This is a genomic window from Advenella alkanexedens, assembly GCF_019132845.1.
Taxonomy (GTDB): domain Bacteria; phylum Pseudomonadota; class Gammaproteobacteria; order Burkholderiales; family Burkholderiaceae_B; genus Advenella; species Advenella alkanexedens.
In genome coordinates, this window is record NZ_JAHSPR010000004.1 from 179,865 (window position 1) to 194,235 (window position 14,371).

General features: G+C 49.0%; 12 protein-coding genes and 1 tRNA gene. 2 read left to right on the forward strand and 11 right to left on the reverse strand.

The features are described 5' to 3' along the window. Positions 1 to 121: 121 nt before the first annotated feature. From KU392_RS06990 to KU392_RS07015, 6 genes are all read right to left on the reverse strand, one after another. The gene (locus KU392_RS06990; RefSeq protein WP_217734944.1) at positions 122 to 1,261 is read right to left on the reverse strand and encodes an NAD(P)/FAD-dependent oxidoreductase; all 1,140 of its coding nucleotides are present in this window, start codon (positions 1,259 to 1,261) and stop codon (positions 122 to 124) included. Between the two features lie 101 nt (positions 1,262 to 1,362). Next, positions 1,363 to 1,842 carry a DUF1178 family protein gene (locus KU392_RS06995; protein WP_217734945.1) on the reverse strand — a complete coding sequence of 160 codons (480 nt, stop codon included), beginning with the start codon at positions 1,840 to 1,842 and terminating at the stop codon, positions 1,363 to 1,365. Between the two features lie 121 nt (positions 1,843 to 1,963). Continuing rightward, positions 1,964 to 3,055: a magnesium and cobalt transport protein CorA gene (locus tag KU392_RS07000; protein WP_217734946.1), complete on the reverse strand. Its 1,092-nt coding sequence runs from the start codon at positions 3,053 to 3,055 to the stop codon at positions 1,964 to 1,966. Between the two features lie 49 nt (positions 3,056 to 3,104). After that, the gene (locus KU392_RS07005; protein WP_425514649.1) at positions 3,105 to 4,253 is read right to left on the reverse strand and encodes an acyl-CoA dehydrogenase family protein; all 1,149 of its coding nucleotides are present in this window, start codon (positions 4,251 to 4,253) and stop codon (positions 3,105 to 3,107) included. A gap of 66 nt (positions 4,254 to 4,319) precedes the next feature. Next, positions 4,320 to 5,207: a 3-hydroxyisobutyrate dehydrogenase gene (mmsB, locus tag KU392_RS07010; RefSeq protein ID WP_169295168.1), complete on the reverse strand. Its 888-nt coding sequence runs from the start codon at positions 5,205 to 5,207 to the stop codon at positions 4,320 to 4,322. Positions 5,208 to 5,432: 225 nt separating this feature from the next. After that, the gene (locus KU392_RS07015) at positions 5,433 to 6,377 is read right to left on the reverse strand and encodes a 2-hydroxyacid dehydrogenase (protein ID WP_217735002.1); all 945 of its coding nucleotides are present in this window, start codon (positions 6,375 to 6,377) and stop codon (positions 5,433 to 5,435) included. Between the two features lie 165 nt (positions 6,378 to 6,542). On the opposite strand from KU392_RS07015, the gene KU392_RS07020 reads away from it, so the two are divergent. Continuing rightward, positions 6,543 to 7,817 (forward strand): aspartate kinase, encoded by a 1,275-nt coding sequence (locus KU392_RS07020; RefSeq protein ID WP_169295170.1) that lies wholly within the window; start codon positions 6,543 to 6,545, stop codon positions 7,815 to 7,817. A gap of 95 nt (positions 7,818 to 7,912) precedes the next feature. Then, positions 7,913 to 8,005 (forward strand) — tRNA-Ser (locus tag KU392_RS07025). Between the two features lie 89 nt (positions 8,006 to 8,094). Here the strand turns inward: KU392_RS07025 and KU392_RS07030 are convergent. The 5 genes from KU392_RS07030 to KU392_RS07050 all read right to left on the reverse strand — a co-directional run bounded on the left by KU392_RS07030 (position 8,095) and on the right by KU392_RS07050 (position 14,368). After that, complete coding sequence (locus KU392_RS07030) at positions 8,095 to 9,288, reverse strand: thiolase family protein (protein WP_217734948.1); 1,194 nt, start codon at positions 9,286 to 9,288, stop codon at positions 8,095 to 8,097. Between the two features lie 23 nt (positions 9,289 to 9,311). Continuing rightward, positions 9,312 to 10,442 carry an acyl-CoA dehydrogenase family protein gene (locus tag KU392_RS07035; protein WP_217734949.1) on the reverse strand — a complete coding sequence of 377 codons (1,131 nt, stop codon included), beginning with the start codon at positions 10,440 to 10,442 and terminating at the stop codon, positions 9,312 to 9,314. Between the two features lie 116 nt (positions 10,443 to 10,558). Beyond that, positions 10,559 to 12,376 carry an AMP-dependent synthetase/ligase gene (locus KU392_RS07040; RefSeq protein ID WP_217734950.1) on the reverse strand — a complete coding sequence of 606 codons (1,818 nt, stop codon included), beginning with the start codon at positions 12,374 to 12,376 and terminating at the stop codon, positions 10,559 to 10,561. 2 nt (positions 12,377 to 12,378) lie between these two features. Beyond that, positions 12,379 to 13,191 carry an ABC transporter ATP-binding protein gene (locus tag KU392_RS07045; RefSeq protein WP_169295174.1) on the reverse strand — a complete coding sequence of 271 codons (813 nt, stop codon included), beginning with the start codon at positions 13,189 to 13,191 and terminating at the stop codon, positions 12,379 to 12,381. A 4-nt stretch (positions 13,192 to 13,195) separates the two neighbouring features. Next, positions 13,196 to 14,368, reverse strand: coding sequence for an ABC transporter substrate-binding protein (locus KU392_RS07050; RefSeq protein WP_217734951.1), 1,173 nt, complete (start codon positions 14,366 to 14,368; stop codon positions 13,196 to 13,198). Positions 14,369 to 14,371 lie beyond the last annotated feature (3 nt).

Below are 14,371 nucleotides of genomic sequence, written 5' to 3' on the forward strand. Positions count from 1 at the left end.
TGAAGCGCAGACATGCATAAGGCCTGTCTTAAGTTAAGACAAGCCTTATATGCCCATTTTGCCAGATACAGTCCAGAACATGAACAGGCATCCCTGGTTGAACAACAGGGATGAACGTTTTTTATCTGAAACGGTTAGGGGAAATCAGTGCCGGATCGACTTTTTCTTTAAGCAATGTATCCGACAGGGGCTGGTTCAGGATTAATGCGCAGGCCAGCTCGGACACACCGGCAGATGATTGAATCCCGTAACCGCCTTGCCCGGCCAGCCAGAAAAACCCTTCGGCAGTCTGGTCAAATCCCACTACCAGGTCCCCATCTTTGACGAATGAACGCAAACCGGCCCAAACATGATTGGGGCGACGAATTTTGAAAGTGGTGGCCTCTTCAATATAGTAAATCCCGGTGGCCACGTCCAGTTCCTCGGCCACTACATCCTGTGCTTCTACCGGATCAGCATTGGCCGGTGAGCCCAGCACCTGACCGGCATCGGGTTTGAAATAATATTGTTCACTAACGTCCACAACCATGGGCAAAGTCGTCAGATCAAGCCCTTCAGGCGCATCAAAGGTAAAAGCGGTACGACGGCAGGGTTGCAATCCCACTGGGGCAACGTTGCTTGCACGCGCAATGTGATCAGCCCAGGCACCGGCTGCATTCACCAATGTTTTACATTGAAAACTTTCTCCGCTGGCCAGCTTAACCTGCCACTTGTCTTCAAGACGCTGGCATTGAACAACTTCGGCATTGTTTTTCAGTTCCGCTCCATTTTTTCTCATTCCCTTCAGATACCCCTGGTGCAAAACATCCACATCGATATCTTCAGCATGACGCTCAAGCATCCCGCCATACAGCTGTTCTTTTTTCATGCACGGCGCCATTTCAACAATGGAGTCCGGATCAATAAACTCAACATTGGGCGATAGGGCCAACGCTTCGGCAAGCATGTTATCCAGTTCTTCTTTCTGATCTGGCCGTGCCACGTAAATGCAACCACGAGGATGCAAAACAGGCTGCTCGGTAAATCCGCTTGACTGGGCCTGCTCAAAAAAACCACGTCCGGCACGGGTTAATGCCTGGATCTGGGGTGTGCCATAGGTTTCCATAAACATGGCAGCAGAACGACCGGTTGAATGATAACCGGGCTGTGATTCCCGTTCAAGCACCAACACGCGTACGTGTGGGGACAGACGATACGCAACCGAAGCACCGGCTATACCGGCACCGATAACAATGACATCAAATTCATTTTCACTACTCATGCTTTGAGCTCCAGAACAGGAAGGGTTATTATCAATATCGGTTTATTGATTCTGTTTTTCATTATACCTATACGAAATTTTATACCGTATAGGAAAAACACTTATTGAAGCTGATTATCATCCAGAAAGTCCGGAATTGGCAACACTTCAATCCCCTCTTCCCGCAAAGCCTGTCGTTGCTCAGGCGTGGCGTTGCCACGAATCGCCCTGTCCTTCGCCTCGCCATAATGAATACGTCTTGCCTCTGAGGTGAATTGATCACCCACATCTTCGGTTTGTTTAACATAGGCCCGCAATTGTTGCATGACAGTGGCCTGTATTTTGGCCAGATCCTTGTCGGTAAGGCTTGCCGCTGCTTCTGTCACAGGCACCGGTGAGACCGTTTGCGCCTGCTTTGCTTTTTTAAGATGGGAAACATTCAGATGCGGGGCCGACAACATTTTACTGATTTTGGCGTTACCGCAGACAGGGCAGGTCAGAAGCCCCTTTTCCTGCTGTGAATCATAATCCTCGTGGGATGAGAACCAGCCCTCAAAGATATGTTGTGCCTCACATTGAAGATCAAAAACTTTCAAAGCCATAATTACCCGGTTAAAAATAAACTTGCTTGCATACCTGTCATGATAACGCTTATTTTGAAAACACGTACCACGCCTGGGCGCCAGAAGCCATGCGCAGGATCACTGAAGAAAGCCGTTTTCCCTATAACCAGCCTGATTTTTTAAAACGCCAGTACAGATAAGCACAGACACCAAACATCAGCACCAGCACAAAAGGATAACCCAAAGACCAATCCAGTTCAGGCATATCCCTGAAGTTCATGCCGTAAATACCGGCAATTGCCGTAGGTACCGCCAAAATGGCAGCCCAGGCAGCCAGCCTTTTGGCAATATCAGTTTGGTTGTTTTGCCCAATCATCATGCCCGCCTCAAAAGCAAACGCCAGGGCTTCACGCAAGGAGTTGATCTGCTCCACCAAACGTGCCACACGATCTGAAACGATACTGAAATTTGAACGGGAATCCATTTCCACCACATCGATCCGTACCAATGACAGTTTACGGCAAATTTCTATCATGGGAGAAATGGCCGTATGAACCCTTAGCAAATCGCGTCGCTGTTTATACAATTTGCGAATATCACTTTCCTTAAGCCCTTGCAGCAGCATTTGATGCTCTGACTGCTCAACTTCATATTCCAGTCTGGTGGTTAAGTGAGTATAGCTGTCAGCCAGCACATCCAGAATTTCAGCCGCCACATAATCACTTCCCCGGGCAATCAAGTCGGGCCATCCTTCCAGCCTTTCCCGAAGAGAACTATTGGACAGGGCATCGCCACGCCGGACCGTTAGCAGAAAACCAATCCCGAAAATAATCTGCATTTCGCCAAAAACCGGTTTTTTACTGTTTTCTTTAGTCACCGTCATAGCCACAATCTGGATATACTCCCCATAATCAATCATTTTGGGACGCCCATGTTTTTTAATAATTTCTTCCGTGGCGTCCGCACTTAGTGACAGCTGCCTGCAAATATGCTGCAACTCGTCATTAGTGGGATTTTTCAGGCCAACCCACAACAGGCGGCTGGGGTCTTTGACATAACCCGAAATCTGGTCTATGGTCATCTCACCAAGACGCCTGCCATGCTCATATTCAACTGAAGCAACGACAGATGCCGCCGATGATTTTTCAGCAGATTTTGGATCAGGTTTCACTGCAGACTTTGAATTGGCTTTAACGCCCGGCACCCCTGCAACAGGTTTTGTTGACGCATTCACTGTTTCTTCAACTGTCATGATTCCCTCCTGTGACATTCAGGAGGGATCATACCATTAGCCCAGATACTTAATGGTAATCAACCAGGCTGCGGGCAATCAGCATGCGCTGGATCTCGCTGGTACCTTCATAAATTTGCGTAATACGGGCATCACGGTAATAACGCTGAACCGGATAATCTTCCAGATAACCGTAACCACCATGTATCTGAATGGCCATTGAGCAGACTTTCTCCGCCATTTCAGAGGCCATCAATTTGGCCTGGGCCGCTTCGTTAAGGCATGGGATACCTCGATCTTTAAGGGAAGCCGCATTAAGAACCATCAAGCGGGCAGCATTGATTTGGGTATGCATATCTGCCAGCATATTGGCAATACTTTGATGCGCCAGCAGGTTTTTGCCAAACTGCTCACGTTCCTGCGCATATTTAAGAGCGGCCTCAAACGCGGCACGGGCAATGCCTACTGCCTGGGCACCTATGCCAATCCGGCCATTTTCAAGATTGGACAGGGCAATCGACAGGCCCTTGCCCCTTTCACCCAACAAATGATTTTCTGGAATGGTGCAGTTTTCAAGGGTAATGGCACAGGTATCTGATGCCCGAATACCCATTTTATGCTCCACCCGACTGACACTGAAACCGGCGGTATCGGTGGGCACCAGAAAGGCGGAAAGCCCTTTCTTGCCCAGATCGGGATCAGTCACGGCAAAAATAATGGCGATCCTGGCACGCTTGCCGTTGGTCACGAATTGCTTGGCGCCATTCAGTATCCATTTCCCATCTTGCAGGATGGCACGGGTTTTCAGGTTATGAGCCTCCGAACCGGCCTGCGGTTCGGTAAGACAAAAACTGCCGATCGCCCGGCCCGAGGCCATGTCTGGCAACCACTGCCTTTTCTGCTCATCGTTACCCGCATTCAACAAGGTGCCACAACCCACTGAATTATGCACACTCATCATGGTACCGGTTGCCGCATCTGCTGCAGAAATTTCCTCAATCGCCAACGCATAGGAAACGTAATCGGACAGTGAACCTCCCCACTCTTCGGGTACCACCATCCCCATCAGGCCCAAGTCCCCCATTTTTTCAATGATGGCATCGTCTATCCAGCCCTCTTTTTCCCACTGTTCTGCCCTGGGGGCTATTTCATTTTGCGCAAAATCGCGAGCCATGTCACGAATCATGCTTTGTTCTTCGCTTAATGCGGTATTAAACATTCCCATTCATTCCTTACTGTTACCCTGTCATTACCGTTTCTGAGCCAACCCAGACAGCGGTTCTGTTTACTGATTGGAAAAAAGCTTGATAATGCCTGAAAAATCCAGTTTCCCATGCCCTTGGGAACTGAATGTTTGATACAACTGCTGGGCGGCAGCGCCCATGACCACAGGAACTTTGGCAGCACGGGCCGCCTCGGTGGCAAGCCCCAGATCCTTCAGCATTAAGTCTGCACCAAATCCACCCGCATAACCCTTTGAAGCAGGCGCCGTTTCCACGACACCCGGATAAGGGTTGTAAACCTCGGTGCTCCAGCAACGGCCCGAAGAGGTATTGATGATACCTGCCAGCACTTTAGGGTCCATGCCCAGGGAGACCCCCAGATTCATGGCTTCGGCGGCACCAATCATGGAGATGCCCAACAACATGTTATTGGCCACCTTGGCCACCTGACCATTACCGGCGCCACCGCAGTACACAATATTTTTACCCATGGCCTGCAACACGGGCCGTGCCTTTTCAAACACGGCTTCATCGCCGCCCACCATGAAAGTCAAGGTACCGGCCTGCGCCCCTCCCGTGCCACCGGAAACCGGGGCATCCAGCATGTCATTGCCTTGGGCGGCCGCCTGGGCAGCCACTTCACGGGCGGTTTGCGGATCTATGGTGGAAGAGTCTATGAGCAACACCTGTTTGCCAACGGCTGCCAGTACCCCTTCATCACCCAGATAAACCTGTTTTACATGAACCGAAGCGGGCAACATGGTTATTAATATATCGATTTCCTGCCTGGCTACCTGTGCAGGCGAACTTTCACGGCTGGCTCCTGCCGCTTCCAGCATTTGCACCGCCGACTCAACCAAGTCATAAACATAAACATGATGACCCGCTTTCAGCAAATTAAGCGCCATGGGGGCACCCATGTTGCCCAGACCAATAAATCCGATATTCATGTAAGTCTCCGTGTATTACTGTTTTATTTTTGAATAAATGAAGTATGACAACCATACTGAGAATATGCGTTACAGACTGTCATTTTAAAGACGTTTTTCCATCATTTCGGGAAACCTGACTGCTTGCGGGAAAGCACCAATACCGACACCGGTTCCCATGCGAAGCATGGGAACGTGGATTTTTTCTTACTTAAACTTTCCAGCCTGCACTGTCCACACACCCAATCACACCACTCTGCTCAGCATCTTCCCATCATGAAAAAAACCATCCAGATTATCAATCACCCGTTGCGACATGCGTGCACGGGTTTCCACCGTGGCACTGCCCACATGCGGCATCAGCACGACATTGTCCATCTTCAGCAAAGCCTCGGGAACATAGGGCTCGTTTTCAAAAACATCCAATGCGGCAGCGCCCAGACGCCCTTCCTGCAAGGCCTTGATCATCGCCACCTCATCAATGACCGTTCCGCGTGAAACGTTAATCAGCAAACCTTTCGGTCCCAGGGCGCTCATGATTTCATCGTTGATCAGGTGATGGGTGCTTGGCCCGCCAATACAGATGATGATTAAAAAATCACTCCATTGTGCCAATGCTTTCAATGACGGCTCATAGCGATAAGGCACGCCCTGCTTTTCAGAGCGGTTATGGTAACGAATCTCGCAATCGAACCCGCTTAAACGTTTGGCAATGACCTGACCGATATTGCCCAGGCCAACAATACCCGCTTTTTTACCCGATACACTATGGGTCAGCGGAAAGTCTTCTGTTGTCCAGCAGCCTTCACGCACAAAACGATCAGCCCGAACCAGACCGCGCGCCGCCCCCAATAAGAGTGTCATGGCGGTATCTGCCACGCAATCATTCAGGACATCCGGTGTATTGCCCAGTTGAATGCCGCGTCGTTTCAGCTCGACGGCATCAATCGAGTCATAACCCACCCCAAAACTGCTAACCACTTTTAGTTGAGGCAAGTAATCCAGCCACTCATTCCTGAAACCATATTTGGCTGAGGTAACGGCAGCCACGCATCCCTGCCCGTGTGCTTTCAGGGCTTCAATGGCGTTTTCCTGCTCCCACAACCTGAGGACATCATAATTATTCTCAAGATGCTGACTAACCAGCAATGGTGCTGGCCCAACCTGTAACACACGATGTTTGGTCATTATTTCTGTCTCCTCACGGTGGCGGCACCCCAGGTAAACGCACCGATAATATCCAACGTTGGCAATAATAAAGCACTCATTTTAAAAAAAATATAACAATTCATCTAACTCGTTGTAGAATATCAGGTTTTAGGCTCAATTCAGGGCAAACTTACTTCAATCATCAAGATGTCTCTATTCGTCCATAAATACGGTGGCACCTCCATGGGTTCCATCGAACGCATTCAAAATGTTGCGAAACGTGTCGCCAAATGGCATGCAGAAGGCCATCAGGTAGTTGTGGTTCCTTCAGCCATGTCAGGCGAAACCAACCGTTTGCTTGGCCTGGCCAAGGAACTGTCAGAAACCCCCGATCCTCGTGAAGTCGATATGCTTGCCTCAACAGGCGAGCAAGCCAGCAGCGCCCTGCTGGCCATGGCATTGCTGGCACAGGGCGTTCCTGCACGCAGCTACACCGGCTGGCAGGTTCCTGTCAAAACAGACAGCGCTTTCGGCAAGGCCCGTATCACCTCTATCGATGACCAGCGCGTTCGCGCAGACCTGGACGCAGGCAAAGTGGTTATTGTGACCGGCTTTCAGGGCATAGACCCCGATGGTCATATTACAACGCTCGGACGTGGTGGCTCAGACACCTCGGCCGTTGCCATGGCTGCTGCCCTGAAAGCCGATGAGTGCCTGATTTTCACGGACGTGGATGGTGTTTATACAACAGATCCACGTGTTGTTCCCGAAGCGCGCCGCATGAATGTGGTGTCATTCGAAGAAATGCTTGAAATGGCATCACTGGGCTCAAAAGTACTCCAGATCCGCTCTGTCGAGTTCGCCGGTAAATATAAAGTTCCGGTTCGTGTCCTGTCATCGTTAACCGACCCCTTAATTTCGCTCGAAGAAGAAAAAAATTCGGGAACCCTTATTACTTTCGAGGAAGATTCAAAAATGGAAGCAGCAGTAGTTTCTGGTATCGCCTTCAGCCGCGATGAAGCAAAAATCACGCTTTTGGGCGTACCTGATAAACCAGGCGTTGCCTTTGCCATTCTGGGCCCTGTTGCCGATGCCAACATCGACATCGACATGATCATCCAGAATCAGTCTGTTGATGGCACCACAGACTTCTCTTTCACTGTCAATCGCAACGACTTCAAACGCACCCTGGACGTTATTCAAAAAACCATCGTGCCCAATACCGGTGCCCGCGAAGTCATCACCGATGAAAAAGTCTGCAAGGTATCCATCGTTGGTATTGGCATGCGCTCACACGCCGGTGTCGCCAGCCTGATGTTCCGCACCCTGGCCGAGGAAGGCGTTAACATCCAGATGATCAGCACCAGTGAAATCAAGACTTCCGTACTGATTCAGGACAAATACATGGAGCTGGCCGTTCGTGCCCTGCACAAGGCATTTGGCCTGGATGGCAACCCAGCCGAAACCGCTGTTGAAGAGTAAATGGGGAAAAATGCTGTTTTTTAGCTAAAAAACAGCATTTCCAATACAAACAGTTGACAGAAGTAAACTATATTAGTTAGAATCCTTTTTTCTTTGGAGATGTGGCCGAGAGGTTGAAGGTACTCCCCTGCTAAGGGAGCATGCGGCTTATACCCGCATCGAGGGTTCGAATCCCTCCATCTCCGCCAAAGATACTGAAAAGCCCTTGAATTTATTTCAAGGGCTTTTTTTATTATCTGCAGCACGGGATGGAAAGGAACCATCCCAAAACCTTCAACTAATCCAGACGCTGTACTATCGTTGCCGTTGCCATACCATGACCGATACACATTACTTGCAGACCAAGCTCTCCGTCAACATGACGCAATCCTGATAACATCTTGGCCATCAAACCCGCGCCTGTCCCGCCTAAAGGATGACCATGCGCTATGGCACCACCCCAAGGGTTAAGAATCGCTGTATCGGGCTTAAATTCACGCTCAAAAGCAAGTGCCACACTGGCAAATGCTTCGTTGACTTCTATCCAGTCCAAATCGTTAATTGTTAAACCGGCTTTTACAAGTGCCTGGCGTGTAGCTGGAATAATCCCGGTGAGCTGCATGACAGGATCGGAACCGAGCACAACGCGTGCCAGAAATTTCGCCTTGGGCTTAAATCCCAGCTCAATGGCGGCACCATAACGCCCCACCAATACCGCCGCTGCACCGTCAGACATCTGGCTTGCATTGGCTGCGGTCACTTTACCCGTTTCCGCAGACCTGAAAACAGGCGCCATCGCATCCATACGGACTCTATCAATCACCTCCCTGATGCCTTCATCGCGATCCAGTGTGATGGTATTACCTTCCTTATCAACACCTGGTAAAGGGATGATTTCAGCGTGTAAGCCTGCATCACGTGCAGCCTTGGCGCGTGCGTGACTTTCGACCGCGTAATCATCCAACTGTGAACGCGTTAAGGACCAATGGTCAGCAATAAGTTCGGCACTTTCTACCTGATGCGGAATAGCAAAACGTTTGACCAGGTCCGGATGCAAATTATCAAAGCCGGTAAAGTCATGCTGCCCTAAAGTCATATCCAGAAACATCGGAACCCGACTCATGCTTTCCACACCACACGCAATGGCAAAATCCATGTCTTGCATACCGACAGCCTGAACCGCTGCATGAAGCGCATACTGACTGGAACCACACATACGGTTCATCGTAACCCCAGGCACACTGTCAGGAAAACCGGCAACCAATAAAGCCTGGCGTGAGATATTTCCGCCCTGCTCACCTGCCTGGCTAACGCAGCCTGCCAATACATCACCTACCATGGAAGTCTGCACACCAGAGCGACTGACAAGTGCTTCAAGTGCGGTGGCAAGCAACGTATCGGGGCGCGTATTTCTTAATGCACCACCACGACGACCAAACGCCGTACGCACAGCTTCAAGAATCACCGCTTCATTAGAATCTATCTTATTCATATGTTTAACCTTTATATGATGAATTAAATCAACTCACGCGCGATGATATTGCGTTGTATTTCTGAAGTGCCTTCATAAATTTGCAGTACCTTCGCATCACGGAAAAGCTTTTCTGCAGGGTACTCGGTTGAATAACCCATACCGCCAAATATTTGTATGGTTTCAGTGGCCGCCCACATCGCCGAGTCCGCCGCATTCACTTTAGCCATCGACGCTTCTAACGTATTATTCAGCCCACAATCCAGACGCCATGCTGATTGATAAGTCAGCAAACGTGCCGCCTCCAGGCGCAAACGCATATCGGCCAGTTTATGGGCAATGGCCTGATGGCTCATCAAGGACTTGCCCATAGACTGACGCTGGCTGGCATAGGCAAGCGATTCGTCAAAACAACGCTGTATCAAGCCAACACCAAAAGCCGCAACCATTGGCCTGGTGCGGTCAAACACTTTCATGGCGATTGAAAACCCACTGCCTTCTTCACCTAAAAGCTGACTATCGGGCACAAATACCCCATCCAGAAACACTTCACACGTTGGTGCAGCCTTTTGTCCCATCTTGGGAAGTGGCGTACCCACAGATAATCCCTCACTATCCGCCTCCACAATGAAAGCGGATAAGCCCTTATGGCCTGCCTGGGCATCCGTTTTGGCAAACACCACAAAAAATTCCGCCATATTAGCGTTGGAAATCCATATTTTGCCACCTGTTAATCGATAGCCGCCCGATACCTTTTCCGCCTTGGTTTTAATGGAGGCAACATCCGAACCCGCTGAAGGCTCTGTCAGTGCGAAACTTGCCATCGCTCCCGAGGTGAGACGTTTAAGGTATTTTTCTTTTTGTTCGTGCGTTCCAGCTATAACGATAGGTTCTGCGGCCAAGGTATTGATACATAAAGCAGCACCAATGCCCAAACAAGCATGGCAAAGCGCCTCTGTTATCAGCACCAACTCCATGCAACCAAGACCGGCACCACCATATTGTTGTGGCAATACTGAATTTAGCAGCCCCAAGGAAAATGCATCGCTATAAATATGCATGGGAAATTGTGCAGCCTTATCTGCCTGACTCGCTATGCCTTGTATTTCCTTCTTCGAAAACTGTTGCGCCAAGGCCTGTATTTGCTTCTGCTCTTCAGTCAATTCAAATTGCATCTTATTACTCCTGAATACTGGCGCATGTCACAAAACGCAAGCAACAGACACCCTTACAGCCATGTTTTGGCTGCTATTAATCATAAAAAACCCAAAGACCTAAACGGCGTGAAAAACTAGGCGTACAGAGCTTCTATTTCTGTCTCGTAAGCCTTATGAATGCTGCTACGCTTTACTTTCATAGTTGCAGTTACCTCACCATCATCATGATCAAGTTCCTTCGTCAATAAATGAAAGCGTCTGATGTTTGCAACGGGTGCCAACAGGGCGTTGCCTTTAGCGACCTCGGACTCGATGAGTTCTTTTACCTCATCAAGCTCTGTAAGCGAGCGAAAATGCGTAAAAGCTATTTGACGTGTTTCCGCCCACTTTGACACGGTTTCCAAGTCAATTTCTATCAATGCAGAAACAAACCGGCGACCGTCCGCAATAACGATACACTCTTTGATGTAAGGGCTGCCCTTCATCGTATTTTCTATTTCTGATGGCGTGATGTTTTTGCCACCCGCGGTAATCATGATGTCCTTCATGCGATCAACGATATAAAGCTGACCGTTGCGCTCGTTAACAACGTCCCCCGTATGCAACCATCCATCAACAATGGTTTTAGCCGTTTCAGTTTCATTTTTATAATAACCGGCAAAGACCATCGGCCCACGTAACAATAATTCACCCGTATCCGGCTCTATCTTGTACTCGGCACCATAAGTAACCTTGCCTACAGAGGCAGGATGGGGGTCATCAAGAGGTTGCCCTGTTACCATTCCCGTGGACTCTGTCAGACCATACACTTCTACAATAGGCACACCTATGGTACGAAAAAACCTGACGACAGCAGGTGGTACGGGCGCTGCCCCCGTCAAGGCCACCCGGCAATTACGCAAGCCGATAAAGTTTTGCAAGGCACGCAGAATAATCCAGTACCAAAACCCGTAAATCACATTTTCTTTTAGACTGCGGGCACTTTTTGGTTTGTATCTGAATGGTTCACACGCCGCGATGGCTTTATTAAACAACCACCGGCGAAAGCGTCCGGTTTCAGTGATTTTGATCGCGATGGATGAATAGAGTTTTTCCCAAATACGTGGCACACCCAAAAACAGGGTAGGCGCCAGCTCACGCAAGTCTTCCTGGACAGTACGTATGGATTCACCAAAACAAACCACCGACCCCAGATAAATGGGAACAAAAGTGGTCAGCATTTGCTCGGCCACATGACACAAAGGCAAATAAGATAAATGGTTTGAGTCAGGTTGCAGCTTCAGGCGTTCTATGATGCCTGGTGTCACGCCATGTATGTTGGCGTAACTGATCATCGCCCCCTTGGGCTTACCCGTAGAGCCGGAGGTATAAATGACAAGCCCTATGTCTTGCATCGTTTGTTTGGCCAATACCTCATCAACAAGCCCGGAATGCGTCTTTTCATACGCTTTGCCGGCTTGCTCAACATCACTATACAGTACGGCAATATCGGCAATACGTTCGTCAGTATTACGAAAACCATCAGGCTCGATAATAATGACATGCTTAAGCTGCGGCAGTTCATGCAAAGACTCAGCAACTTTGTCGGCCTGCTCCTGATCTTCACACACGACGATTTCAGAGTCAGAATGGTTCAAGATATAAGCAACCTCGGGGGCGGGGCTGGTTGGGTAAACACCAACGGTGACCACGCCCACCATGCCACAGCCTAATTGTGCCAACACCCATTCTGAACGGTTTTCAGAAATTATTCCAACATGGCCGTTGTCAGAAAGGCCCAGTGACTTCATGCCCAAGCCAAACCATACAGCACGTTGGTAATAAGTAGCCCACGTCAGGGGCTGCCATATACCGTAATCTTTTTGGTGCAAGGCAACTTTATCAGGCTCTTGTTGCGCGCGCTGACGCAGCATTTGCGGCAACGTTAATTGTGAAATTAAATGATGACTCATAATTATGACAACCAGCGTTTACGGCGTTTGTAATGTTTAATGTTCTTGAAGCTTTTGGCCTCACCCCCACTACCAACACCTAAATAGAATTCACGAACGTCCGGGTCATTCGCTAAAAACCCGGCCGACCCATCGGTAACTATTTTGCCCATTTCCATGATGTAACCATAATGAGAGATGGCTAAGGCAATCGATGCATTTTGCTCGACGAGCAACATAGACACCCCCTGTTCAGCATTAATCCTGGCGATAATTTGAAAGATGTTTTCCACCAGCAAAGGTGCCAAACCCAGCGAAGGTTCATCCAATAAAATAAGCTTTGGTTTCGCAATTAAGGCCCGTCCAATCGCCAACATTTGCTGTTCGCCACCAGACAAATAACCGGCCAAACCATGACGACGCTCATAAAGCCGTGGAAAGTACTCATACACCAGTTCAAAGTCCGGTTTCAGCCCTTGACGACCATTCAGTGCATAAGTCGCAGCCACGAGATTTTCTTCTACCGTCAAGTCTTCAAACACACGGCGGCCTTCCATGACATGAAACAAGCCGGCACGGACTAATTCATGCGGTCGCTTTTGTGATACCGGCTTGCCGTCAAAGCGAATGCGTCCATCCGTAAGCTCACCATTTTCCAGCGCCAACAACGCCGATATGGCTTTAAGCGTAGTGCTTTTACCTGCCCCGTTGGATCCCAGCAAAGCCACAATTTGGCCTTGCTCAACGCGCAGCGACAGCCCACGTAGAGCCTGAACACTCTTATTGTAAAAAACCTCAATATTATTTAGTTCCAGTACGGAAGCTGTCGCTTGCATAACATTACTCCAAAACGATCCAGTCAGATACAGGTACCATTTGCCCCTTGCTTGCGTCAGCCTGATAAATACGGCCAACCGGTATAGAGTTGCCACTGATGGTGATAGGAACACCGATAAGGCCTCCTGTATCAAAATCCTTAATGGTATTCAGTGCCGCTTTCATATTTTCCGCCGTTAACTCTTTACCTTCGGCTAACACCCGACGGGCTGATTCGGTATAAAGCATGGCAGATAAAAAGCCCTGTATATAAGGTACGTTTTGATACTCGGGACGCATTTCACGAATCTTTTCCAACATGGGCGCAGGCGCAGACTCGTCATAGTAGTAACGGTATGGCATAACCCCCATAAACCCGTCTCCAACATCGCCCATTTGCATAACGGTAGAATTATCCATGGTCCAGAACGTACCCATGAATTTTGTATCCAACCCCATTTTTCGAGCCTGTTCAATAAACTCCGGAATGGGGGCCAGGATATAACCGTGGAAAATGGTGTAGTCTGGTTTGGCGCGGCGCATTTTTGCCGTTTCCGTAGATACATCAACACTACCGGGTGGTGTCATCAGCTCTAGCGCCACTTTCAAGCCAAGATCTTCTGCCACCTTGCGGCTGGCTTCAATCGGGTCACGACCAAACTCCGTATCTGAGTATACAAAGGCAACCTTGGCGCCTGGTTTTTCCTGGGCGATATAGCGCAGCAAAATACTAAACATTTCGGTATAGTCCGGGCCCGCTAAAAATTGGTACGGGTATTTTTCCGGATCATTAAGTTCAGTGGCAAATGAGGCCCCGGACATTAGTATGGAATCCATACGATTTAATTCAGGGTTAATTGTTTTACTGAAACCCGTCGAGTCACCGTAATAAAAATCAACTTTATTCTGGCTGGTTATTTTTTTAAATGCCGCTACAGAGACATCCACTTTATAACCGCTGTCCTCTGGCACATATCTAAGCTTGTATCCCTCGATGCCCCCCGAATCATTAATGATTTTTACGTAATCCTGTATACCCGCGTGAATACCTATACCAGCGAAGGAGAACACGCCACTCATTGGTATGGAACCACCGATTACAATTTCTTTATCATTGGCTTGGGCAATACCAGCCACTCCTAACAGGCTGGCAACAACAGAACCCGCAAGCCAGTTTTTCACAGTTTTAATTTTCATGAT

Bases quoted from the DNA above. Each gene is read 5' to 3' on its own strand.
- KU392_RS07050 (WP_217734951.1), bottom strand. From the start codon at position 14,368: ATGAAAATTAAAACTGTGAAAAACTGGCTTGCGGGTTCTGTTGTTGCC.
- KU392_RS06995 (WP_217734945.1), bottom strand. From the start codon at position 1,842: ATGGCTTTGAAAGTTTTTGATCTTCAATGTGAGGCACAACATATCTTT.
- KU392_RS07035 (WP_217734949.1), bottom strand. From the start codon at position 10,442: ATGCAATTTGAATTGACTGAAGAGCAGAAGCAAATACAGGCCTTGGCG.
- KU392_RS06990 (WP_217734944.1), bottom strand. From the start codon at position 1,261: ATGAGTAGTGAAAATGAATTTGATGTCATTGTTATCGGTGCCGGTATA.
- mmsB (WP_169295168.1), bottom strand. From the start codon at position 5,207: ATGAATATCGGATTTATTGGTCTGGGCAACATGGGTGCCCCCATGGCG.
- KU392_RS07045 (WP_169295174.1), bottom strand. From the start codon at position 13,191: ATGCAAGCGACAGCTTCCGTACTGGAACTAAATAATATTGAGGTTTTT.
- KU392_RS07020 (WP_169295170.1), top strand. From the start codon at position 6,543: ATGTCTCTATTCGTCCATAAATACGGTGGCACCTCCATGGGTTCCATC.
- KU392_RS07030 (WP_217734948.1), bottom strand. From the start codon at position 9,288: ATGAATAAGATAGATTCTAATGAAGCGGTGATTCTTGAAGCTGTGCGT.
- KU392_RS07000 (WP_217734946.1), bottom strand. From the start codon at position 3,055: ATGACAGTTGAAGAAACAGTGAATGCGTCAACAAAACCTGTTGCAGGG.
- KU392_RS07005 (WP_425514649.1), bottom strand. From the start codon at position 4,253: ATGTTTAATACCGCATTAAGCGAAGAACAAAGCATGATTCGTGACATG.
- KU392_RS07040 (WP_217734950.1), bottom strand. From the start codon at position 12,376: ATGAGTCATCATTTAATTTCACAATTAACGTTGCCGCAAATGCTGCGT.